Source organism: Cellulophaga omnivescoria (assembly GCF_027915275.1).
Classification (GTDB): Bacteria; Bacteroidota; Bacteroidia; order Flavobacteriales; family Flavobacteriaceae; genus Cellulophaga; species Cellulophaga omnivescoria.
This window is the reverse complement of sequence record NZ_CP115819.1, coordinates 752,501-777,451: the sequence shown is the minus strand read 5'-3', so window position 1 is coordinate 777,451 and position 24,951 is coordinate 752,501. Positions and strand designations below refer to the sequence as shown.

Below are 24,951 nucleotides of genomic sequence, written 5' to 3'. Positions count from 1 at the left end.
AAATAATAATAAATGAGAACGAAGGTAGCTTGGATTTTAACACCCTTATTGGTGATGTTAATGAGCTTCTCTTATGCGCAAGAGAAGACAATTACTGGTAATGTTACAGATCATGAAGGTTTGGCATTACCTGGAGTAACTGTATTAGTTGTAGGAACAACTACAGGAACTCAAACAGATTTTGATGGTAATTATACTATCAAAGCAAGTGTAGGACAAATATTGCGTTACAGTTATGTTGGGCAAAAAACTACTGAGAGAAAAGTTGGTTCATCAAACACTATAAGTTTGCAAATGGATGAAGATGCTGAGGCATTGGATGAGGTTGTAGTGGTGGCTTATGGATCGCAAAAAAAGAAGTCTATTGTTGGTTCTGTAACCTCATTAGGAGAGGAAATGATTGATAGTCAACAATTAACAACTATAACAAGTGCAATACAAGGTACTGTTGCTGGTGTTAATGTAATTACGTCAGGTGGTCAGCCAGGTTCTAATCCAACTATTAGAATTCGTGGTATAGGTTCTATTAATGCCAGTGCAGAGCCTTTAATTGTGGTAGATGGGGTTCCGTTTAATGGAAACATAAATAGTATTAGTGGTGATCAAATAGAATCTATGAATATTCTTAAAGATGCATCATCTACAGCTTTATATGGTTCTAGGGCGGCAAATGGTGTTGTTTTAATTACCACAAAAAAGGGGTCATACAATTCAGGTTCTAAAATTACAGTTTCGGCTGTGTCTGGTTTTTCTACTCCGGCTGTTGCATTACACGACCGTATTGGTAATGATGATATGATGAGATATTCTTGGGAAGCAGAAAGAAATAAAAATTTATACATAACTGGTCAGTCTGCAACAGACGCAGGTATTAATGCATCACAAAGTTTAATTTCTAATTTAGGGTACAATCCATATAATGTTGCTCAGCCTGTAGATCAAAATGGTAATTTAGTACCAGGAGCTACTTCGTTATGGGAGACAGACTGGGAAGATGAAATGTTAAGAAGTGCAGCACAACGTAACGAATATACTGTAAGTATTTCTGGAGGTGGAGAATCTTCAAGGTTTTTCTTATCTGCAAATTATTTAAACCAAGAGGGGGCTGTAAGAGAATCAGATTTTGAAAGGTTTACAACTAGATTAAATTTAGAAACCGAAGTTAAAGATTGGTTAACAGTTGGTTTAAATACATCTTTATCTACATCAAAACAAAATTTCCCTACTCAATCAGGAAGTACTTTTCAAAGTTCATACCAATGGATATACAGTATGTCTTCAATATATCCATTATATAGAAGAAATGAAAATGGAGGTCTTGTTTTAGATAATTCTGGTAATAGAATATATGATTATGGTTCTACGCCAGGTCAATCTGTTAATGGTAGTAGACCGTTGTTAGGTAATGAAAATGCAGTAGGTTCGTTATACAATTATGATGATGTTAACAAAAGAACTAATGCCCTAGTAAACGGTTTTGCGAAAATTAAATTTTCTGATAATTTATCTTTTAAGACGAATTTGTCTTACGAAAATTATTTATTTGATAGTAATAGTTATGATGCTTACGATGTAGGTGTTGCATCAAGTGTAGGTGGGCGTGTAGCTCAAGATAGAGATATTACTACAACTTTTAACTTTACCAACTCTTTAAACTATGATAAAACTTTTGGAGATCATAGTATACAGGCAAATGCAATTTTTGAAGCCTATAAATTAAAAGTTGATGCACTAGGTGCTCAAGGAACTGGATTTTTACCAGGTGTAAAAGTTTTAAATGGTAGTACGCTGCCAGAAGGTGTTAGTGGCTTTATTAGTGAAGATAGATTAACATCATATTTAGGCCGTTTAGCATACAGCTATAAAGATAGATATTTTATAGAAGGTTCATACCGTAGAGATGGTTCTTCAAGATTTTCTGAAGATACAAGATGGGGTAACTTCTTTTCTGTTGGTGGATCTTGGGTAATTTCAGATGAGAACTTTTTGGCAGGTAGTAGTACTATTAATCTACTAAAGTTAAGAGCTTCTTATGGTGAGTTAGGTAATAATGGTACTTCGTCATATTTTCCTTATTTACAAGGTTTTGAAACAGGAAACAATGAGTTGGATAACACTGGTGTATTACTAGGAGATGTAACAGATCCTAATTTAACATGGGAAACTTCGGCATTATTTAATGTTGGTTTAGATTTTTCTTTGCTTAATGATAGATTAGATGGTAGCTTTGAATACTACAGTAAGGAGTCTATAGATTTAATATATACTAAACCATTACCAATTTCTACAGGTAACTCTGGTATAACTACTAATGTAGGGTCAATTAAAAACTCTGGTTACGAAATGTCTTTAACAGGAAGATTAATTCAAAACAATAAGGTTACTTGGACTTTAGGAGTTAATGCTGCAATTAATAAAAATGAAATTACAGAGCTAACTCAGGATGAATTTATTACTGGTACTAAAAAATGGAAAGAAGGAAAGTCTTTATATGATTTCTTTATTCAGGACTGGGCAGGAGTAGATCCTGAAGATGGATACGGTATGTGGTATAAAGATGTATTGGATGTTGATGGTAACCCGACTGGAGAAAGAGAAACAACAAAAGATTACTCTGAGGCAACAAGGTATTACCAAGGTTCTTCTTTGCCAGATGTAACAGGAGGATTAACAACAGATTTAAAAGTTGGAGGTTTTGATTTTAATATGTTATTTAATTTTAGTTTTGGAGCGCAAGTCTATGATAGTTCATATGCTGGTTTAATGGATGGTTTTTCTAGACCAGGTTACACCGCTTCTCCTGATATAGCTAATAGATGGACGCAACCAGGTGACATTACTGATGTACCTTTATTATTAAATTCTCAGAATGACTTTAATGGAACATCTACAAGATTCTTATTTGATAATGATTATGTGAGATTAAGAGCTATTACTTTAGGATATACTTTACCGTCAGATATTACTAAAAAGGCATATTTAGACAATGTTAGAATTTACTTAAGAGGTGATAACTTGTTTACTTGGCAAAGCCATAAAGGAATAGATCCTGAACAAAGTTTAGCAGGTACTACAGACAGTAGATCTTCTTTGTTAAAAACAATTAGTTTAGGTCTTAATGTACAATTTTAATAAAATTTAAAGAAAATGAAGAATATTATAAAAAAAGGAATACTATCCTTATTATGCACAAGCTCTTTAGTATTTGTTGGTTGTTCAGAAGATTATTTGAATGAACCACAGCCAACTGAAGTAGTTGCAGAAAGTGTAATTTTTGGGTCTAGAACAGGTGTAGAATCTTTTCTGTCTGGAATTGCCAGAAGAGCTAGACGCCAATTTACAAGTGTTGATGCTGCAGGGGTAAATTCTATTTATTTCGCAAGAACAATAAAAGGTAATGATTTAATTCATGCTCGTTCATGGTGGGGTTTTGACTATGATAATGATAACAGAGAGCCTACTTACCGTAGAACTTCTTTTTCATGGGAATTTCCTTATTATATGATTAACCAAATTAATGCGTGTATTAATGGAGTAGAAACTTCTGAACTATCAGAAATTGATAAACAAGAGCTTACGGGACAAGCAAAAGCACTTAGAGCATTTTATTATTTTCAGTTAGCATTAGAATTTCAAGAAGGTTATACAGAGGCTAACAGAGATTTACCTGCGCCTCCAATTTATACTGAGCTTTCAACAGAGGGTAAACCTATGGGGACTTTAGGTGAACTTTATGATTTTATTGTAGATGATTTAAAAGTTGCAATTTCTTCTTTAACAGAAGAAAGGTTAGGGAAATCCTATGTTAATGTTAATGTTGCTAATGGTATATTGGCTAGAGTTTACTTAGCAATGGGTAATTGGAGTGGTGCAGAAGCTGCTGCCTTTGCTGCTTACGGAGGTAATGTTAACGAGGTTTTAGATCCTGCTACTTACGGAAACGGTTTTGATGATATTAGCAATAAAGAATGGATATGGGGTATGCCTCAAACAGGTGACCAATCTAACTATTACTATAATGCACCATCTGCCTTTGTAGATCCAATTACACCTGCATATAATAATGTATATATTAATGAGTACTTTTCAAATGAGTTTACTGCAACAGATGCTCGTAATACTTTTCAGGTTGGTACAGCTACTGATTATACTAAGGTTACAAGTACAAAATTCTTGTTTGCTTTCTCTAGTGATATAGTTATTATGAGAACTGCGGAAATGATTTTAATTGAAGCAGAAGCTAAGTTTAGACAAGGAGATGAAACAGGAGCTAAAGATTTGTTATTTGAATTACAAAGTAATAGAGATCCATTGGCTGTTAAGTCCTCTAATACAGGTGCTGCTCTTGAGGAAGAAATTCTTTTAGAGAGAAGAAAAGAAATGTATGGAGAGTTTGGTGTTGAGTGGTTTGATGCCAAGCGTCTACAAAGAGGCATTGTTAGAACTCCTAATCACAGAATTGTAAAGAATTTAGAACCAAATGATAAGAGATTTTATTTAAAAATTCCTCAGGTAGAAATTGATGCCAATGAGAATATAGATAACTCTGTAAATGCTAATAGATAAGCAGTAGCTTTTCTACATTTTATATTTTAACCGTCAAGAGCTATTGCTCTTGACGGTTTTTTTTGTTAAAAACATAAATATGTAGTCTTTAGATTGTTAATGTTAATTAATGTTAATAGGCTTTAATCTTATAATTTTTATTTTTCTCAAAACAATAAGTTTTGTGGAGTTATTAATTTATACAACCCATTATATTTTTATTTGTATGATTTTTAGTACAGTATAAATTAACAAATGTTATTTTAATGTGTATTTTTATATGTTTTTTTGCAATCGTAAAAGGTTAATAATATGACGATTATGTAATGTTTTTAACATAAAATTTGCGTATTAACATTTTATCTTTGGTTCTTTAACTTAAATTTAAGATTTTTGCTAAGTACTAACTCAAAAATTAAAATAAATGAGAACAAAAGTAACTTGGATTTTAACACCCTTGTTGGTGTTATTTATGAGTTTCTCTTATGCACAAGAGAAAACAATTACAGGTAACGTTACAGATCAGGATGGTCTTCCGTTACCAGGTGTTACTGTTTTAATTGTAGGGACTTCTACAGGAACAGAAACAGATTTTGATGGTAACTACACCATCAGTGCAAAAGTTGGTCAGGTATTGCGTTACAGTTATATTGGTCAAAAAAACACTGACAGAAAAGTTGGTGCTAGCTCAACAATTAATGTGCAAATGGCTGAAGATGCCGAATCTTTAGACGAAGTAGTAGTTACTGGTTTTGGTAACGTGTCAAAAACTTCTTTTGCAGGATCTGCAAAAGTAGTTGCAGGGGAGAACATCTCTCAAAAATCATTTACTAACGTTTCTCAGGCTTTAGCTGGTGAAGCAGCTGGGGTTTCTGTATTTAATACTTCAGGTCAGCCTGGTAGTACTTCTACAGTAAGAATTAGAGGTTTTGGCTCAGTAAACGGTAGTCAAAGTCCGTTGTATATTGTAGATGATGCACCTTTTAGAGGTAGTTTAAATGATATCAATCCAAATGATATTAAATCTGTTACAGTTTTAAAAGATGCTTCTGCAACCTCTCTTTATGGAGCAAGAGGAGCTAATGGTGTAATTGTAATTACAACTAAAAGAGGTTCAGATACTGGTAATGAAATTAACGTATCTATTAAAACAGGTGCTAACTTCCAAGGTATTGGTAGATATGAAACTATTGAATCTCCAGAGGAATACATTGGTATAGCTTGGGAAGGAACTTACCAGAGAGGTTTATTAGAAAATAATGGTGATGAAATAGCAGCAATAGATTATGCAAATGCAAATTTATTTGAAGGTGCAAATGCAGATGTTTCAGATATTTCACCTGTTTACAATATGTGGAATGTTAGTGATAGCGGTGCTCAAGGTGTTTCTGAATTAATAGACCCTGCTACAGGAATGGTTAGACCAGGAGTAACTAGAAGATATACGCCAGAAGACTGGGAAGATTTTGCTTTTCAAAGTGCTAACAGAATAGAAGGTAACATATCATTAGCTAATACTGGTGAAAATTCTTCAGTTTATACATCAGTTGGTTTTATTGATGATCAAGGTTATGCAAGTAATACAGATTACCAAAGATTAAATGCTCGTATTTCTGCAACAAATAAGTTTAGAGACTTTATAAAAATGAATACTTCTTTAAACTACGCTCAAAGTGAAACCAATAACAACGGGACAGGAAGTTCTTCTTCTTCTCAATTTTGGTGGATTGATAACTTACCAACAATATATCCTCTGTTTACAAGAGATGCAAACGGAAACAAAATAGAAGATCCAATTTATGGTGGTTTCTTGTATGATTATGGTTTAGAAGATGGTCGTGGTTTTGGTTTTGCTACAAATGGTGTTGCAGATTCTCAAATTAACATTAGTAGGTCAAAAGATAACTCTGTAAACTTTACTAATGACTTAAAAATAACATTAGTAGAAGGTTTAGATTTAGAGAATAATTTCTCTTACCAATATTTTATGAGTGATGATATTCTTTTAAATGAACCTTTTTATAGTCCTTCTAAAGGTCAGGGTGGTGTAATTAACAGATCTAGATCTGAGGTGAAAAACTATACTATTAGAACAGGACTTAGATACAACAAGTCATTTAATAATATGAACTTATCAGCTTTTGTATCTCACGTAGCAACTGCTTATGAGTTTAATTACTTAGAAGCTGAGCGTTCTAAATTAGTGACTCCTTTTGGAACAGATATTTCAAATGGTGTTGTAAATGCACCTAGTGATGGTTTCACTAGAGATGAGAGAACTGAAAGTTATATAGCAAATGCAACTTTAGACTTTTCAAGCAAATACTTTTTAAATGCTACTTTTAACAGAGATGCTTCTTCAAGATTTGTAAATGAAAAATGGGGTAATTTTTATTCTGTTGGTGGTGCATGGGTAGTTTCTCAAGAAGATTTTATGTCTGGCTCTAAGTTTGTAGACTTTTTAAAATTAAAGGCTAGTTACGGTGTTCTAGGTAACTCTGGTGTATTAAACGGTACTGCTAATAATTATTATCCTGGTTACAACTTATACTCTGTTAATAACTTAAATGATAACATTTCTTTAGCTTTTGCTACAAAAGGTAATCCAGATCTTACTTGGGAAAGTTCTAACCAGTTTAACGTTGGTGTAGAATTTGAACTTGGCGGTTTTGTTGATGGTTCTATTGAAGCATACAGAAAGTCTACTACAGATATGTTTTTTGACAGAAGAGTTGGCCCTTCAGTAGGTTATGCTTTAATATCTGTTAATGACGGTGAATTATTAAATTCAGGTGTAGAATTTGATTTAGATTTTAAAATAGTTGATAGTGATAAATTTAATTTATCATTTGGAATTAATGGTTCTACTTTCAAAAATGAATTACAGGCAATGCCTATTGACCCTGCAACAGGTGAACAACAAAAGCTTGATATAGATGGAAATTATGCTCGTACAGTTGGGCGTTCATTATATGACTATTATATGCCAGTTTATGCAGGTGTTAACGTAGATACTGGTGCAGCACAATGGGAGCGTAGTTTTAATGACTTAGATGGAGATGGTGTTTTTGGAACTGGTGATGAGATTATTACCAATTTAACATCATATATGAATGATAATCCTGATGCAACAATAGTTCAAGATATTACTGAGGTATATTCTGAAGCTGCAGATAAGTTTATCAACAAAACAGCAATTCCAGACATTACAGGTTCTTTTAGGTTAAACGCTTCTTACGGTAACTTTACTTTAAGTACTTTGTTTAACTATTCTTTAGGAGGATATGCTTATGATACTGCTTATGCAAACTTAATGGACAATGATTATGCAGGTACTAATAACTTCCACGTAGATATTAGAGATCGTTGGATGCAACCTGGTGATGTTACAGATATACCAAGACAAGATGCAAGATTTCAAATTCAGCAAAATGCTACATCTACAAGGTTCTTAGTAAAATCTGATTACTTAGCTTTAAATAATGTTAGATTAGGGTATACATTACCAAATGATATTAGTGAGCAAATAGGTCTAAAAAAGTTAGACTTTTATATTACAGGTGATAACCTTGCATTTTTCTCAAAAAGACAAGGATTTAATCCATCTACATCTATAACTGGTGGATCTAGTATTTACAGATATAATCCATTATCTACAGTTGTTTTAGGTGTTAATTTAAAATTATAATATTATGAAAACAATAAATAAAATAATTTATGCAGGAGCTTTGTTATTTATGAGCTCATGTAGTGAAGACTTTTTAGAGGTATATCCAACAGAAACTTTATCACAAGAACAAGTGAGTGAGGCTTCTAAAATTAATCCAGATGTATCTAAAGCTACATTACTAGGTATTTATGAAAACTTATACCGTAGAGGTAGTGGTGGTACTGGTAGTCAGGAAGATTTTGGTATTACTACACAGTACATTCAGTTAGATATGTTTTCTGCAGATATGGCTCATTTAGGTAAGAGTTATAACAGACAAACACAAATTTCTGAGTTAACAGCTACAGTAGACCCAGATTCTGAATATAATTACAGACCATGGAGATTTCTTTTCAGAATTATTAACTTATCTAATTTAGTTATAGATGGTGCGGGTGGTAATGACGTAGTGCCAGAAACAGAAAACCTTAGATATACAGTTGGTCAAGCAAAAGCTCTTAGAGGGTACGCTTATTTCTTTTTAGCACATGTTTTTGTAAATGATATTACAAATATGTCTCAAGAAGTACTTCCTATCTATACTAGTGCAGAAGACATAGATCAGCCAAAATCTACTTTGCAAGAGGTTTTTGATTTGGTTATAAAAGATTTAACAGATGCAGAAACTTTGTTAGAAGGTTTTGTTAGAGAAGATAAAATTGAAATTAACCAAGATATTGTTAGAGGTTTATTAGCAAAAACTTACGGAGCATTAAATAATTGGCCTAAAACTGAAGAGTATGCTGCACTTGTGGTTAACTCTGGAAATTATCCAATTATGACTGCAGATGAAGTTGCTTTATTGCCAGATGAAAGTGGAGCAGTAGGTGGTTTTAATGATATTAACTCTATTCCTGGTATTATGTGGGGTATTGATATTACACCAACTGGTCAAGGTTTAGCATCTTTATTTTCTTGGTGGGGTTTTATGGACGTGTACAGTTATAGTTATGCTGCCGTAGGTAACTCTAAAGGAATGGATGCAGATTTACATGCTAATTTTAGAGATGATGATATCAGATTAAATCAGTTTTCTGCAAGTTTACAACCTACTGGTAAGTTTTACTATAAAGGAGCAGAGCTTAATGGTTTTGCAGCCTTTTCTGGCCCGCAATCTAATATAGATTCAGATTCTCATTATATGAGAATAGCAGAAATGTATTTATTACACGCAGAGGCTGCGGCAGAAAATGGTAATGATGCAGCTGCAAGAACTAGTTTAAAAGCTTTATTAGATTTAAGATTAGATGACAGTTCTTATATTGATGGTTTATCTGGTCCTGCCTTAGCAGAGGAAGCTGCTTTACAAGCGCGTTTAGAGTTATTTGCAGAAGGACAATCTTACTTTATTATGAAGAGAAGACGTGAAACTAGAACTAGAGGATCTAACTGGTTAGACTTTTCAGGAGATTCTTTTAGTCATGATGATGAGCGTTTAACTTATGAAATTCCTCAAGAAGAGATTTTATTTAATCCAAATATTAATTCTCAGAATTAAAATTTAAACATTTATTTTATTTAACCGCCAAGAGCAATTGCTCTTGGCGGTTTTTTTATGGTTTTATTTATCTGTAAAAGGGTGTTGGTTGTTAATCTGTAATGTTTTCATGAACAATTGTACTTGTTAAATTAACACTGTCTTGTCTTACTTTTCAATGATTAAATTTCTTCTGTTTTAACTGCGTAAAATTAAGAATATGATAAGAAAGTTGCTGTTATAGTAATTTTTACGCAACAAAAATCAATTTTTTTCAATAATTAATGTAATTAACAAAGTTTTAATACGACAAAGTGCTTTATAGATACTTTTTAAGTTGCTGTTTTCTTATTTATAAAAGTTTTTTGGGTAGTACTAATTCTTTGTAGGACACTGAATTTACTAAGTATCTATTTTAATTAAATAATTTTTAGTCCAGTTTAATTACTTGTTATAAATCTAAAAATGCTAAAAAATTGTTAATAGTATTTTTTAATAGTACAAGGGGTTAAAGGAAAGCTAAAGCTAACTCAAAACTAAATTAAATGAGAAAAAAAGTAACTTGGATTTTAACACCCTTACTGGTGATGTTAATGAGTTTCTCTTATGCGCAAGAGAAAACAATTACAGGTAATGTAACAGACCAAAATGGTTTACCATTGCCTGGTGTTTCGGTACTGGTTGTTGGTACAACAACTGGTACGCAATCAGATTTTGACGGTAACTATACCATAAATGCAAAAGTAGGTCAGGTTTTGCGTTACAGTTATATTGGTCAAAAAACAACACAAAGAACTGTTGGGACTTCAAGCACAATTAATCTTCAAATGGAAGAAGATGCAGAAGCGCTAGAAGAAGTTGTGGTAACTGCTTATGGTACTCAAAAGAAAGAGTCCCTTACTGGGTCTATAGCAGAAATTAAATCAGAAGAAATAGCTAAAGTGGCATCTGGTAATGCGGTAACAGGTTTAACTGGTAAAGTTTCTGGTGTTCAAATTTTTTCTAACTCAGGACAACCTGGTACAGCACCTACAGTTAGGTTTAGGGGTATAGGTTCTTTAAACGGATCTTCTGCGCCTTTATATGTTGTAGACGGTGTTCCTTACAACGAGTCTATTACATCATTAAACCCAAATGATATAGAGTCTATTTCATTCTTAAAAGATGCTGCAGCTGCTGCTTTGTATGGAAATAGAGGAGCTAATGGTGTTATTATTGTAACAACAAAAAAAGGTAAAGCGGGTAAAGTAAGTGTAAACTTAGATGTTAGAACTAGTTTTACCAGTAGAGCTGTTAAAGATTATGATGTTATGGATGGGGCTGGTGAGTATTTGGAGGCTTATCATAAAATGCTTAAAAGTAATGACATTGTAGAGAATGGCACAGATGAAGCTACTGCTGGCTTAAATGCTTCTGCAAATTTATTTGATGGAGCACAAGGCTTGGTTTATAATCCTTTTGGAGGTGATAGAACAACTGTTATAGACCCTACAACGGGTAAATTAAGATCTGGTAACCAGTTATGGACATCAGATTGGGAAGATGAGTTGTTTAACAACGGTAGTGGTATACAGTCTTTATACGCAAGTATTGCCGGAGGTACTGAAAAAGCGAAATACTTTTTCTCTGTAGGTAATGAAGATAATACTGGGTATAACATTAATACCGGTTTTAAAAGGTTAACTTTAAATATGAATGTAAACTCTCAAGTGAGTGATAACATTAAATTGGGGATGTCTGCTAATTATGCTAACAGAGAGCAAACAGGAACTTTAACTAATAATATTACAGGTAATTTTGCTTGGGTTAGAAATATAGCGCCTATATATCCTGTTTTTGCTGTAGATCATGCTACGGGGCAAACGGTTTTAGATGACAAAGGAAATCCACTTTGGGATTGGGCAGATGTTACATCTCCAAATGCAACTGCTGGTAGGCCATTTAATGGTTTTTCTAATCCGCACGCTCTACAAACACTAAATGTAAATAAATCTGTAAGAGATAATTTAACGTCAAGGGCTTTTGCAGAAATTAACTTTTTAAAAGATTTTACATTTACATATAATTTTGGTTTAGATCTTGCTTTTTATAATACCACAAATTATACCAATAAAATTGTTGGTAGTGCATCTCCTGCAGATGTAAACGGTAGATTATCAGAGCAGTTTGGTAGAGGTACTACTTATACTAATCAACAATTATTAGGTTGGAAAAAAACGATAGGAGAAGATCATAACCTAGATATTTTGTTAGGGCATGAAAACTCAGATTACAACTTTAAATTTTTAGATGCCAATAAAAAAAATCAGTTTATCTCTAATGATATTTCAGCTAGTTTATTTGCAGAAAATGATGGAGCAGGTAATGTAACTGGTGGTCCTACAGAATACCTTTTAGAAGGTTTTTTTGCGAGAATGTTGTACGACTTTGATAATAAATATTACATAAATGGTAGTTTCCGTAGAGATGGTTCTTCTGTTTTTGCAGAAGAAAATAGATGGGGTAACTTTTGGGGAGCTGGTTTAGCTTGGAGAGTTTCTAAAGAATCTTTTATGGATAATGTAAATTGGATTTCTGAACTTAAACTTAAATCTAGTATTGGCCAGCAGGGTAATGACTATGTTGGTTACCCAGACAATACTGCTGTTAGAAATTATGCACCTTACTTAGATCAGTGGGATGTAACTACAGATGGTGAAGAGTTTAACTTAAATAAAACAGTTTTAGGTAACAGAGATTTAAAATGGGAGACATCTACCAATTTTAATGTTGGTTTTGAACTTAATATGTTTGACAATAGGGTTCGAATAGAGTCGGAATATTTTGAACGTAAAATAACAGATTTAATTTTTAACAGACCTTTACCTAACTCTTCTGGTTTACCATCTATACCAGAAAACGTAATGGATATGCAAAATGTAGGTTTTGAAGCTAGTATTTCTTATGACATTATTAGAAACAAAAACTTAAACTGGACGGTAGATTTAAATGCAACTCATTATAAAAATGAGATAACTAAACTTGCTCCTGGAAGAGAATTTATAGATCCGGGTACTGTATACAGATGGGAAAAAGGTAGTAGTGCTTTTGATTATTACATTAGAGATTTTGTTGGCGTTAACCCAGAAAATGGTAATGCAATTTGGTATACTTCTAGTGAATTTGAAGCAGACGGTACAACACCAATTATAAACAACCAAACCGAAGATTACTCTGTAGCGTCAGAAACTAGTTTAGGAAAATCTGCTTTACCAGATGTTAATGGTGGTTTTACATCATCACTTACATATAAAAACCTAGATTTTAGTTTTGCTCTTTCTTACCAATTTGGAGGGTATGCTTATGATGCAATTTACAACGACGGCTTTGGCGGTGGTATTGGAGAAAACTTTCATAGAGATTTTAATAAATCTTGGACATATGACAATACAACAGCGCAGTTACCAAGAGTTATAGATGGCTCTAGAAACTATAGTGTATCAGATTTATTTTTACAAAAATCAGATTTCATTAGTCTTAACGATGTGTCTGTTGGGTATACTTTACCGCAAGATGTTACTAATAAAATAGGTTTAAGTAAAGTTAGAATTTATGGTTTGGGTAACAACTTAGCTTTGTGGACAGCGTCAGATATACAAGGTTTTGATCCTAGAGCAAGTGTTACCGGAGGTAACAATTCTGTAAGGTACGCAACATTAAAAACGTTTACGTTAGGTTTAAATGTTAATTTTTAAAAGTAAAAAAATGAAAAAAATATTAGTAATAGCTACAATGTTAGCAATATCAGCTAGCTGTAGTGATGATTATTTAGAGTCAGATTTAGAAAACATAGTTACAGATGCAACCATTGCAGAATTAGCTGAAGAGTCGCCAGAAGCTTTATTGTCTACCGCAAGTTCTTTTGATACTGGTACAATAAATAATATGAGAACCTTTAACGTAGCAGGCTCTGGGGGTAACCATAACGATTATGGCCAAAAGTCTATTGATTTAATGATGGATATTATGTCTAATGATATGATAGACTCTAACAATGGCTGGTGGTATGATGATTTGTATAAATACATTGGTAGAACCCAAGAATCTGGTACAGAAACTAATACAATTTGGGATTATTACTATGAAATAATTAAAGGAGCAAACCAAACTATTACACTTATTGGTGGATTAGATGAGTCTGTATTAACACAAGATTTAACCTATGTTTTGTCTAGATCAAAAGTAGTTAGAGGATTGGCTTACTTGCAACTGATACAAATTTACCAAAAAGGAAATCCTGCAATGTCTGATGCTGGTGTACCAATTATAGATCCAACAGCAGATTTAGTTAACGGGCCAGGTTTTGGTAGGTTAACTGTGCAGGAGGTTTATGACCAAATAGAGGCAGATTTAAAAGAAGGTTATGATGGTCTTGAGGGTTTTACAAGACCAGATAAGACTGTTATCAATCAAAATATTGCAGCTGGTTATTTGGCTCGTTTTTATTTATTGTCTAAAGATTATACTAAAGCAATACAATTTGCAGAAATAGCAAAAGCAGCCGGATCTTTAGCGGCAGATCAGTTATTAGATGGTTTTCAGTACATATCTAACCCAGAGTGGTTATGGGGAGCAGATATAAATGGAGATACATCATCAATCTATGCATCATTTTTTGCGCAAATACAATCGTACTCACCAGTACAAAAAAGCGCTATTGGTGTAACACCTGGTTATACAGGTCAGTTAGGTCATCACAGAACTGTAGATGTAAGGTTATATAACGCAGTATCTTCTACAGACGTACGTAGCAATTGGTTTGGGCCAGATAACGGTTTTATTGATCAGCCTAAAGAAGGTCAAATTTATAATTATAAGTTTTATGATGATACTTTTTTTGAGGCAGATTATGTTTATATGAGAGTTGCAGAAATGTACTTAATTATTGCTGAAGCCAAAGCCTCTAACGGAGATGACGCTGGTGCAGCACAAGAATTATATGATTTGGTTTCTACCAGAGATAATGCTTATATGCTTTCAACAAATTCAGGTAATAGTTTAATGGAGGAAATTAGGTTGCACAGACGTATAGAACTTTGGGGAGAAGGATTTGGTTTGTTAGATATGAAACGATGGAATGTTGGTCTTGTTCGTGATTTTGAAGGTACAACACATCCAAATAGTCCATCTTCCTTCTTTAATATCCCTGCGGGTGATGCTCGTTTTACTTTTCAGATTCCAGAAACTGAAATTAATTTAAATGACGCTATTACTCCAGCAGATCAAAATCAATAGTATATAAGTAATATTTACTTTGTTTTATTATTAGCCCAGATTATTAATTCTGGTATCTGGGCTTTCAATTTGTTTTAGTCGACATATAAAAAAAGCTCTTAGATTAGTTTCTAAGAGCTTTTTTGTGCATTACTGTTAACGTTATTATTCCACTTTAAATTCAAATATTTCCGAATTAGAAGTGTTGCCTTCATTGTCTTTAGTAATTACTCTCCAATAATAAATAGTATTGGTTGTAACATTTGTGTTAATAGTAGTTTCTGTAGTTACTCCTATACTTGTAGTTGGTGTGTTATCCGTTCCAAATAATATTTCATAATCAACTATATCATCATCTACATCTTCACCAGACCATTTTAATGATACTTCATTAGTTGTAGCAATAGTAGCGCCTCTTGTAGGGTTAATTGCATCTGCAGGAAAAGGAGCGTAATTTTCTGTGCCAATACCTTGGTTGTAAAATTTCCAGACGTCACTAGTTGCCGTTTCTGTAGTGCCAGACGCTTTAGATGTTACAAACCACTCGTAAGGAGTTCCGCGGTCTATAATAACAGCATTAAAAGTAGTGGTAACTGTTTTTGTTATAGTATTACCGGTATTTAAATTTTTAATGTTAATCTCATAACTGTCTGTATCTGCAGCATCACTCCAGCTAAATTCTACAGAGCTTTGTCTATCACTTACAATAGTTCCTTCATTACATTCGGTGTTATTTTCAGGAAAAACTAATGTTGTTGGTTTTGGGGCAGCAGTGGGTGCTGGCGTATCTGTTCCTCCATCATCTCCGCCGCCACCGCAAGAGGCCAAAATTAAAGCACTAATACAAGTAAATTTATATAATGTTTTCATATTATTTTCTTATTATTTTATAAGTAAGTATAGTTTGTTGGGTTTTTATATTTAAAACATATACACCTCTAGATAAAGAGTCTACATTAAATTGTATAAAACCGTTATTTAATTTATGATCTTTTTTGTATACTCTGGTGCCATTTATAGTGTATAATGCAAGTTCTACTTGGGTTACATTTGGTCTGTTTAATTCTATGGTTAAATCTCCACCTTTAATTGGGTTCGGGTAAATAAAAATATCTGTGCTAGAAATTATACGTTCTTCATAAATTCCTTGGCAGTCTTTATCTGTTTTTATACTAATTTTATTTTCAATTTTATCTAACGGTAAGGTAATTTCGTTTTTAGTAGTGGTATATGTTTTATTATTTATGTTGATGTTATAGACCTTACCTCCAGTTAAATTAAATGTTACACTATTAGAAACAGAGTTTACTGCAGTTGTTACCGCTAGTGGTTCTGGTTCTGAAATAGATACTGTAAAACAATTTTGATATTCTGGTTGGCCATCAACAGTAATACAAATAGTATAGTTACCTAAGGCTAAATCATTAAAAGAAACTTCATTGGTAAATGTTTTAGAGTTATTAACACTGCCGCTTATGGTTGCCGTATAATTTAAAGGCATTTCTGCTGTAATATTAACAGCTCCGTTATTACTAGATATACAACTTTTAGCAATTGTTTTTATTCTAAAATTTGAAGATGGTAACGAAAATATTTCACATCCATTTACATTTACAATAGTGTTTTCTGGCGTTGTAGGGCACAAGTCTAAACTGTCAATTACACCATCATTATCATTGTCGTTATCACAAACATCTCCTACGTTATCGTTATCTAAATCTGCTTGGTCTGGGTTTGCAATTAAATCACAATTGTCATCTATATCTAAAATACCATCATTATCGTCATCTGTGTCGCAAACATCACCAATACCATCTCCGTCTGTATCTAATTGGTCTGCGTTGGCAATAGTAGGGCAGTTGTCGTCTACATCTAAAATGCCATCATTATCATCATCATCGTCATCTTGTTCGCCTTCTAGAACAAAATCATCTATAATAACACCTTCTTCTGATACTCCTGGGTCTGAGTGAAAAACTATTCTGAAAATAATATTTTCTTCTAGGCTTAAATTTGGTTCTCCTAACGCTGCATTTGTATTAAAGTTGTAGCTATATTCTGTTAGGGTTGTATTGGTGCCTGTCCATTGTTTACCAGGGCAATTTTGGCAATCGTCAGCAACACCAGATATTGCATTTGTTCTGTTACTGTTGTACCAGTTTGGTTGGCTATTAATGTTGCCCAAAACATTCCAATCTATACCTTGGTTTGTAGAGTATTCTACATAAACCACATCCCAGTTTTCTTCTAGTTCATATGCCATTTTAAACTTTAACACAGGATTTGCAATATTGGCTATATTGTAGCAGTTACTAATTAAATAAGCTTTAGTGTTGTTTGGGTGGTCGCCATCCAAATTAGTGCCATAAACATTGGCTCCAGAGCTGGCAGTGTTTAATAAAGTGCCAGTAGGAACTCCTTTTTCCCATAATAATGCGTCACTAGATTCATTGTACGTAAGTAAGTACTCATCCTCACTATCAAAAGTATTTACAACATTAGCATTTCCGTCTCTGTTTATATATAACGTGCTGTTTTTAGAGTTGTTTGTGTTAAAAGTGTCATTTGTTATTGTAGCGGCTACTTTTAAAGATGATTTTCCAAAGTCTGTTGTATTTATAGCAGGTAAAGGTATTGTAGCTGTTTCCTCAAAGTTTAAAGCCCCTGTCCAAACATAAGTTAACTCTGTATTGTTTAGTCCGTATGTAAATGTAACTTCTGTAATTAGGTTTGTTCCGTTATTTTTAATGGTTGCTATGGGTGTAATTTCTCCGCATAAAACTGAATTTATTGAAGGAGATATAGAAATTAAGCTAACATCATTATCTGGGTCCCTAGTTGGTAAAGGAGATTGCCAAACACCTCTGCCGTATGTTGCGGCAGTAATAATATTATCTGTGGTATTAATATCAATATCGCCTATAGCTACATTTGGTAAATTGGTATCGTACTCTTCCCATTCTGTAAGCGTATCATCTAGCCTATAAACACCTAAACTTGTGCCAACAAAAATTGGATTGTCTTGGTGTAAGCCTTGGTGGGCAATGCTAAAAAATGCTTGGTCTGTAGGTAAATTTAAAGTAATATCTTCTAAAGTAACATCTGTGCCATCAGTTGTAATTTTATAAACTCCACGACTAAATGGTTGTCCAGATAATGCTATTCCTACTCTGTTTGAAGTAGTCGCGTATAGGATAGAGCTATCTAAGTTGTTTATAGCTAAATCTGATATGTTTCCAGGCAATGATATATACGAGGTAAAATTAAGCCCATTATCATCGCTTTTATAAATAACATTATTGTTAACAGCATAAATAATATCAGGATTAAGAGGGTCTGTTTCTAAATCTTCAATTTTACCAAAACCAGCAGAAGTACTTGTTTTTGTCCAATTAGTACCTTCTAACTTGTAAATAGCATCAAAACCGGCAAAAACTTCACCTCTACTATTAATGGCTAGTGGTGTTATCCAATTTCCATCTATATCTTCATTATCTGCATTTTTAGGAGGACCTAATTGAGCAATGTTTTCGCCAGAATTAGATGAAATATTTAAAGAGCCTCCGTTTTGTGTAAACCCATATATTAAATTGTTATTATTAGGGTCTATTACATTGTCCATACCATCACCACCATGATAATTATTCCATTGGTTGTTGTTAAATACATTACCTCCATTATCTTGTAAACCACCTATCATTTTAGATGAGTCGTCTTTAGCTACAGATATTCTGTAAAACTGACCAATAGACATTCCGTTTGTTACATCTGTAAATGTTGTTCCGTTGTTTTCAGATACATATAAGCCGCCATCACTACCACAAAAAAGTTTAGAGTTAAACATTTTTAGGGTATGTATATCTGCGTGGGTATAAGCACTATTGTTAATTCCCCAGTTATTTAGTTTTCCAAAGCTATTTCCTCCGTTTGTACTTCTCCAAACATTTAGGCAACCGGTAAATAAGGTGTTTTCATCTGTTGTAGATACTTCTAAGGCCAAATCAAACCAAGCTTGGTTAGACTCTAAAATATCTGTATTATTAGATGTTTTTGTAAAAGTTGTTCCGCTATTTGTAGATTTGTAAATGCCCTGAAATGTATAGTCTGTATTTGCACTTAACACGTATACAAAGTTTTCATTAGCGGGTGTAACACCTAAAACCAGCCTACCAGAGCTTGTTGGCAAATTACTGGTAATTGTGTTAAATGTTGTACCCCCATCTGTAGACTTATAAAAGTTATTAAAATCAACGGCATAAACAGTATTGCTATCGTTTGGTTTAATTTTAAAATCGGTAATGTTTTCTTGTAATGTATTTACCCATGTTACACCTCCGTCTATAGTTTTGTATAGTCCGTTATTAGATGCTACCCAAACAATATTACTATTTGTAGGGTCTATGGTAATTTCATTAGTTAAAAATGATATCCCAGAAGAAATTGTATTTGTATTTAAACCAGTTTCATTCCAAGTATTTCCGCCGTCTGTAGATTTAAGCACTCCAATACTATAGGAGTCTGCAGCATCATCATCACCTGTTGAAATATAAAGTACATCAGAGTTATTAGGGTCTATAGCTATACCAGATACGCCAATTTGTAAAAAATCAGACAATAAGTTTGTCCAACTTGTACCAGCATTTGTAGATTTCCAAATACCACCAGCAGGCGCGCCTGCGTACCAAACATTCTCATTATTAGGGTCTACGGCTATTGCGTTTATTCTTCCGTTGCCGGGTAGTCTGCCGGCAAAAACATTGCTAGTAGTGGGGCCAACAGATGTCCAGTTGCTGGTAGGGTTTACCTTATTGGCAGTGCTTATTTTTGTCTTCCAGGCATCATAAATTTGTTTGGATGTTGGTACGTAACCATTTGTATTTTGGTAGTAACTCCAGTAATTATGCCATCTCATAAAAGGTTTGTAGCCACTACCTTTCTCTTTTTTATTTCTATTAATCCAATAATCATTAAATGAACTAGTGAGTTCATCCATAGTCATATTGTTGCTATTCTCTTTAGAGGCTGTATTGGCTTTTTCTTTCTTTAGATTTTTCATCCAAGGAGCTGCTTCATTAAATTGGGCAAATGAAAATGAACAGCTCATTAAAAAAAGCATAAGTAGTTTTTTTGTCATCTTAGTTTGTTTGGTGTTTAAGTTTATGGACTATAAATTTTAGGTTTTATTTAACATTTTTATGTAGTAAAAACGCTAAATATCCTAATTAATAGTTCTATTTACAAGGAAATAGTATTTTTATGTTAAAATACTCTTAAAATACTACAGTGAGTTATATTAGTAAACATTTGTTAATTTATAGTTTTGACCTTGTTGTCTAAATGTTAGTCTGTAAAAGGTAACAAAACTTTCACAGATAATTAAATGTAAAAAATTACCTTTGCTTATATTTTTTTATAAATGAGATATATTGTACTTGTAATTTTACTTTGGGGAGCAATCGCTGGTGCGCAAAATCCAAAACCGACTAAAAATAATTTAGGTTCTAAAGGTGAAGAAAATCCAGGTAAGCTTTTAAAGGATGGTGAAGAGGAAAAGCCTAGTGTGCAAGAGTATAAAATATTTACCATAAAAAGAGATACTACCTTTTTGGATACTACTTTAAGTATACAAAAAGAGTATAAGTACAACTACTTAAGAAAAGATGGTTTTGAGCTTATGCCATTTGCAAATATTGGAAAACCGTCTAATAGGTTAGGTGTAGATTTTGATAGTGAATCTATGTATCCTTCTCTAAATTCATCTGCATTAACAGATAATTACTGGAGTATAAATCAAATTAAGTATTACAAAGTTCCAACGCCTTTAACAGAGTTAATGTTTAAAACTACAATGGCCCAGGGGCAATTGCTAGATGCTATGCTAACATTTAATATGTCTCCTCAGTTAAATATTTCATTAGGTTACAAGGGTTTTAGGTCTTTAGGTAAATACAACTACGATCAGGCATCATCTGGTAATTTCACAGTTACTTCTAATTATACATCTAAAAATAATAGATATTTATTGTTAGCACATATTGCGGCTCAAGATGTAACTTACCAAGAAAATGGTGGATTAACAGATGGAGATACTCAGTTTGAAACCGGAGATGATGAATTTACAACTAGAGATAGGTTAGATGTAGCTTTTATAGATGCAGAAAGTATTGTATTAGGAAAAAGATATTTTTTAGATCAGCAATATAAGTTAGTTAAAAAGAATGAAGATTCTATAAGCAGTATTATAGCTACATCAATAGCTGTTGGACATCAGTTTAGTTATGAAACAAAATTCTCTAAATTCAATCAAGATAACCAATATGATTATTTTGGAGATACCTTTTTAGATGAGACAAATGATAAAGCTCATTTGCAAACAACATACAATCAATTAAACACTACGTTTTCTAACAAATTATTAGGAAGGCTAAAAGGTTATGTTGGTATTTATAATTATAACTACTTTTTTAAAAGTTTATTAATTACTCCAACAGGTACAATAGATAATCAGTTAAGAGGAACGGAAATATCCTTAGGTGCTGCTTATAGCAAAAAAATAGGGGAGTTTAATTTAAAAGGAGAGGCTGCTTATAATGTATCAGGAGATTTAGGAGGTAGTTTTTTAAATGCAGAAGCTACCTATATATATAAGGATAAACATAAATTTAAGGCAAGTTTACATAATGAGTCTAAAATGCCTAACTTTAATTTCTTACTTTATCAAAGTAATTATCAAAATTACAACTGGCAAAACACGAATAGTTTTGATAAACAAAATGTAAATAGTTTAAATTTTCAGTATAGCTCTAAACCATACGGAACATTATCTGCCAAGTACACAAATATAGATAAGTACACCTATTTTGCTTCTACAGCTACAGAGGAACAAATAAATAATGGTCAAGAAAACGCATATATAAAACCGTTTCAAGAAAGTGCTTCTGTTGGATATTTAAAAATAAAATATAATAAAGAGTTTAAGTTTGGTCGTTGGGCATTAGATAATACAGTAATGTATCAAAATGTATCACAATCTAACTCCGTATTAAATGTACCAGAATTTGTAACCAGAAATACGTTGTACTTTTCTAAAGATGTATTTAAAAAAGCTATGTTTATACAAACAGGTGTTACATTCAAGTATTTTACAGCGTATAATATGAATGCTTATAATCCTGCTTTAGGAGAATTTTACGTTCAAGATCAACAAAAATTAGGAGCATACCCTATGTTAGACTTTTTTATTAACGGAAAAGTAAAGCAAACAAGAATCTATTTAAAAGCAGAACACTTTAATTCGTCCTTTACGGGTTACGATTTTTATTCGGCACCAAATTACCCGTATCGTGACTTTGTTATACGTTTTGGATTGGTATGGAACTTCTTTTCTTAATTTAAACCCTGCATCACTCTCGTTTATTACCTATTATTTTAATAGTTTTCTAGCTCGATAATCGCCATTCAATAGTTAAAGTAATAGGGATTAAAAGCAGTTAAAACTCGCAGGTTGATATTTTCTAAAAAAGCAGCAAAAAAGAATAGGTTTTAAGTGCTTGAAAAATAGCGTAGTAAAGCTTGTTTTAAAAATACTTTTAAAAAAGATGTAAAAAAGGCTTGTGGTGTTCAAAAATGAGAGTATATTTGCAGCCGCTAACGGACAAACGAGCAGTTATAAAGTTAGCAAAGTTCATTGATTAGGTTGTAAAATTAGTATTGTAAAAAGGTTAAAAAATAAGTTTACAAAAGCTTGTTTAGTAGCAATTAAAAATACTATTTTTGCATTCCCAATTTGCTAGGGTTGTTAAAGCGAAAATAAGCACTAAAATAATTTAAATTTTTATTTTGTCAGTTTAAAAAAACGTTTTACATTTGCAACCGCTTTCAGAGGGGTAAGAGTTAAGAAATTTTGGAATGATTATATTGTTAATCAACTAGTTCGAGTCTAGTATTTCTACAAGAATTAAAAGTTCATTTGACATATTGAAGAGACAGCAAAATAATGCTACTTAGTAGTATTATTGAATTAAAAAAGAGAATGAGTTTGGTTTTAGACGATTTTAGGTTGTTAAGAATATTTACAAAACAACGATGAAGAGTTTGATCCTGGCTCAGGATGAACGCTAGCGGCAGGCTTAACACATGCAAGTCGAGGGGTAACAGAGGAGCTTGCTTCTGCTGACGACCGGCGCACGGGTGCGTAACGCGTATACAATCTGCCTTGCACTAAGGGATAGCCCAGAGAAATTTGGATTAATATCTTATGGTTTATAATTATGGCATCATATTTATAATAAAGGTTACGGTGTAAGATGAGTATGCGTCCCATTAGTTTGTTGGTAAGGTAACGGCTTACCAAGACTACGATGGGTAGGGGCCCTGAGAGGGGGATCCCCCACACTGGTACTGAGACACGGACCAGACTCCTACGGGAGGCAGCAGTGAGGAATATTGGACAATGGAGGAGACTCTGATCCAGCCATGCCGCGTGCAGGAAGACGGTCCTATGGATTGTAAACTGCTTTTATACAGGAAGAATAAGGACTACGTGTAGTCTGGTGACGGTACTGTAAGAATAAGGACCGGCTAACTCCGTGCCAGCAGCCGCGGTAATACGGAGGGTCCGAGCGTTATCCGGAATTATTGGGTTTAAAGGGTCCGTAGGCGGGCTGTTAAGTCAGGGGTGAAAGTTTGCAGCTCAACTGTAGAATTGCCTTTGATACTGATGGTCTTGAATTATTGTGAAGTGGTTAGAATATGTAGTGTAGCGGTGAAATGCATAGATATTACATAGAATACCGATTGCGAAGGCAGATCACTAACAATTGATTGACGCTGATGGACGAAAGCGTGGGTAGCGAACAGGATTAGATACCCTGGTAGTCCACGCCGTAAACGATGGATACTAGCTGTTTGGATTTCGATCTGAGCGGCCAAGCGAAAGTGATAAGTATCCCACCTGGGGAGTACGTTCGCAAGAATGAAACTCAAAGGAATTGACGGGGGCCCGCACAAGCGGTGGAGCATGTGGTTTAATTCGATGATACGCGAGGAACCTTACCAGGGCTTAAATGTAGATTGACAGGTTTAGAGATAGACTTTCCTTCGGGCAATTTACAAGGTGCTGCATGGTTGTCGTCAGCTCGTGCCGTGAGGTGTCAGGTTAAGTCCTATAACGAGCGCAACCCCTGTTGTTAGTTACCAGCACATTATGGTGGGGACTCTAGCAAGACTGCCGGTGCAAACCGTGAGGAAGGTGGGGATGACGTCAAATCATCACGGCCCTTACGTCCTGGGCCACACACGTGCTACAATGGTAGGTACAGAGAGCAGCCACTTAGCGATAAGGAGCGAATCTATAAAACCTATCACAGTTCGGATCGGAGTCTGCAACTCGACTCCGTGAAGCTGGAATCGCTAGTAATCGGATATCAGCCATGATCCGGTGAATACGTTCCCGGGCCTTGTACACACCGCCCGTCAAGCCATGGAAGCTGGGGGTACCTGAAGTTCGTCACCGCAAGGAGCGACCTAGGGTAAAACTGGTAACTAGGGCTAAGTCGTAACAAGGTAGCCGTACCGGAAGGTGCGGCTGGAACACCTCCTTTCTAGAGAAATACGACCGTTACATATTAGTTTATGTAGTAAGAATTTAGTTGTAACTAGATTTATTTTCTTTTTTCGCTGTCACTTCAAAATATTAAGATACAACAACTAAGATTGAGTCCCATAGCTCAGCTGGTTAGAGCGCTACACTGATAATGTAGAGGTCGGCAGTTCGAGTCTGCCTGGGACTACTAAGTAAAGCTTATCAATAGTAAGTGTTACAGAAGTAGTCAAGGTAAAACAAGAGGCTATAATTGATTAGTTTGGTTGTATTGAGATAACATTATAAACGTAATGTAGAAGGAAATTCTGGAAGTTGAGTAGTAGTTGGCAGTACTAACTACAAGCTACTATATACTACTTTTAG

9 protein-coding genes, 1 tRNA gene and 1 rRNA gene are annotated in these 24,951 nt (G+C 33.8%); 9 read left to right on the top strand and 2 right to left on the bottom strand.

All coding sequences use genetic code 11. From position 1 onward, the window contains the following. Nucleotides 1–12: 12 nt before the first annotated feature. The 6 genes from PBN93_RS03375 to PBN93_RS03350 all read left to right on the top strand — a co-directional run bounded on the left by PBN93_RS03375 (nt 13) and on the right by PBN93_RS03350 (nt 15,005). Nucleotides 13–3,132 (top strand): SusC/RagA family TonB-linked outer membrane protein, encoded by a 3,120-nt coding sequence (locus PBN93_RS03375; protein ID WP_077398803.1) that lies wholly within the window; start codon nt 13–15, stop codon nt 3,130–3,132. Nucleotides 3,133–3,147: 15 nt separating this feature from the next. After that, nucleotides 3,148–4,566, top strand: a complete 1,419-nt coding sequence (locus tag PBN93_RS03370) for a RagB/SusD family nutrient uptake outer membrane protein (RefSeq protein WP_077398801.1) — start codon at nt 3,148–3,150, stop codon at nt 4,564–4,566. A 403-nt stretch (nt 4,567–4,969) separates the two neighbouring features. Beyond that, on the top strand, nt 4,970–8,233 hold the full coding sequence (locus PBN93_RS03365; RefSeq protein WP_077398799.1) for a SusC/RagA family TonB-linked outer membrane protein: 3,264 nt from the start codon (nt 4,970–4,972) through the stop codon (nt 8,231–8,233). A 4-nt stretch (nt 8,234–8,237) separates the two neighbouring features. Beyond that, nucleotides 8,238–9,752 carry a RagB/SusD family nutrient uptake outer membrane protein gene (locus PBN93_RS03360; protein WP_077398797.1) on the top strand — a complete coding sequence of 505 codons (1,515 nt, stop codon included), beginning with the start codon at nt 8,238–8,240 and terminating at the stop codon, nt 9,750–9,752. A 524-nt stretch (nt 9,753–10,276) separates the two neighbouring features. Then, complete coding sequence (locus PBN93_RS03355) at nt 10,277–13,465, top strand: SusC/RagA family TonB-linked outer membrane protein (RefSeq protein ID WP_077398795.1); 3,189 nt, start codon at nt 10,277–10,279, stop codon at nt 13,463–13,465. A gap of 10 nt (nt 13,466–13,475) precedes the next feature. Then, nucleotides 13,476–15,005: a RagB/SusD family nutrient uptake outer membrane protein gene (locus PBN93_RS03350; protein ID WP_171974448.1), complete on the top strand. Its 1,530-nt coding sequence runs from the start codon at nt 13,476–13,478 to the stop codon at nt 15,003–15,005. Between the two features lie 144 nt (nt 15,006–15,149). On the opposite strand, the gene PBN93_RS03345 is transcribed toward PBN93_RS03350, so the two are convergent. Both PBN93_RS03345 and PBN93_RS03340 read right to left on the bottom strand, forming a co-directional pair. Beyond that, entirely contained in the window at nt 15,150–15,854 is a 705-nt protein-coding gene (locus PBN93_RS03345; RefSeq protein WP_077398790.1) for a hypothetical protein, read from the bottom strand. A 1-nt stretch (nt 15,855) separates the two neighbouring features. Then, nucleotides 15,856–20,118 (bottom strand): T9SS type A sorting domain-containing protein, encoded by a 4,263-nt coding sequence (locus tag PBN93_RS03340; protein ID WP_271081423.1) that lies wholly within the window; start codon nt 20,116–20,118, stop codon nt 15,856–15,858. Between the two features lie 282 nt (nt 20,119–20,400). Here PBN93_RS03340 and PBN93_RS03335 point away from each other — a divergent pair, with 282 nt between their 5' ends. The 3 genes from PBN93_RS03335 to PBN93_RS03325 all read left to right on the top strand — a co-directional run bounded on the left by PBN93_RS03335 (nt 20,401) and on the right by PBN93_RS03325 (nt 24,775). Further along, complete coding sequence (locus tag PBN93_RS03335; RefSeq protein ID WP_271081422.1) at nt 20,401–22,374, top strand: putative porin; 1,974 nt, start codon at nt 20,401–20,403, stop codon at nt 22,372–22,374. A 692-nt stretch (nt 22,375–23,066) separates the two neighbouring features. After that, nucleotides 23,067–24,586, top strand: a 16S ribosomal RNA gene (locus PBN93_RS03330). A gap of 115 nt (nt 24,587–24,701) precedes the next feature. Next, a tRNA-Ile gene (locus PBN93_RS03325) sits at nt 24,702–24,775 on the top strand. The last annotated feature ends 176 nt before the right edge of the window (nt 24,776–24,951 follow it).

Bases quoted from the DNA above. Each gene is read 5' to 3' on its own strand.
- PBN93_RS03375 (WP_077398803.1), top strand. From the start codon at position 13: ATGAGAACGAAGGTAGCTTGGATTTTAACACCCTTATTGGTGATGTTA.
- PBN93_RS03370 (WP_077398801.1), top strand. From the start codon at position 3,148: ATGAAGAATATTATAAAAAAAGGAATACTATCCTTATTATGCACAAGC.
- PBN93_RS03335 (WP_271081422.1), top strand. From the start codon at position 20,401: ATGAGATATATTGTACTTGTAATTTTACTTTGGGGAGCAATCGCTGGT.
- PBN93_RS03365 (WP_077398799.1), top strand. From the start codon at position 4,970: ATGAGAACAAAAGTAACTTGGATTTTAACACCCTTGTTGGTGTTATTT.
- PBN93_RS03355 (WP_077398795.1), top strand. From the start codon at position 10,277: ATGAGAAAAAAAGTAACTTGGATTTTAACACCCTTACTGGTGATGTTA.
- PBN93_RS03345 (WP_077398790.1), bottom strand. From the start codon at position 15,854: ATGAAAACATTATATAAATTTACTTGTATTAGTGCTTTAATTTTGGCC.
- PBN93_RS03350 (WP_171974448.1), top strand. From the start codon at position 13,476: ATGAAAAAAATATTAGTAATAGCTACAATGTTAGCAATATCAGCTAGC.
- PBN93_RS03360 (WP_077398797.1), top strand. From the start codon at position 8,238: ATGAAAACAATAAATAAAATAATTTATGCAGGAGCTTTGTTATTTATG.
- PBN93_RS03340 (WP_271081423.1), bottom strand. From the start codon at position 20,118: ATGACAAAAAAACTACTTATGCTTTTTTTAATGAGCTGTTCATTTTCA.